Origin of the sequence: Streptomyces sp. DH12 (genome assembly GCF_020873895.1) — a bacterium.
In the GTDB taxonomy this organism is placed as follows: domain Bacteria; phylum Actinomycetota; class Actinomycetes; order Streptomycetales; family Streptomycetaceae; genus Streptomyces.
The window spans coordinates 1-458 of the sequence record NZ_JAHWGT010001020.1; the positions used below are offsets into that span (position 1 = coordinate 1).

The 458-nt window shown below is 76.2% G+C and carries 1 pseudogene; it reads right to left on the bottom strand.

Features of this window, described 5'->3' with window-relative positions:
• Positions 1-458 (bottom strand): annotated as a pseudogene (locus tag LPA54_RS38280) (bifunctional glutamine-synthetase adenylyltransferase/deadenyltransferase); the annotation flags it as partial.

Sequence of the window (458 nt, forward strand, 5' to 3'; positions counted from 1 at the left end):
GCACCGTCCACTCCACGTCGGACAGCCCGCCCGGCCCCAGCTTGGCGTGCAGCTTGGGGTCGGCGCCGCGCGGCAGCCGCTCGGCCTCCATACGGGCCTTCAGCCGCCGGATCTCCCGGACCGCGTCCTCCTCAAGACCCCCGGCCGGGTACCGCAGCGGGTCGATCAGCTCCACGAAGCGGCGGCCCAGGTCCTCGTCCCCGGCGACGGGCTCGGCCCGCAGCAGGGCGTGCCGCTCCCACACCAGCGCCCAGCGCCGGTAGTTCGCCTCGTAGGAGCCGTGGGTGCGCACCAGCGGGCCCGACTGGCCCTCCGGGCGCAGGTCGGCGTCGATCAGCAGCGGCGGGTCGGCGCTGGGCGCCTGGAGCAGCCGGCGCATCTCCGCGACCACCTTGTTCGCGGCCTCGGACGCCTCCCGCTCGCCCACGCCGTCGCGCGGCTCGTGCACGAACAGGACG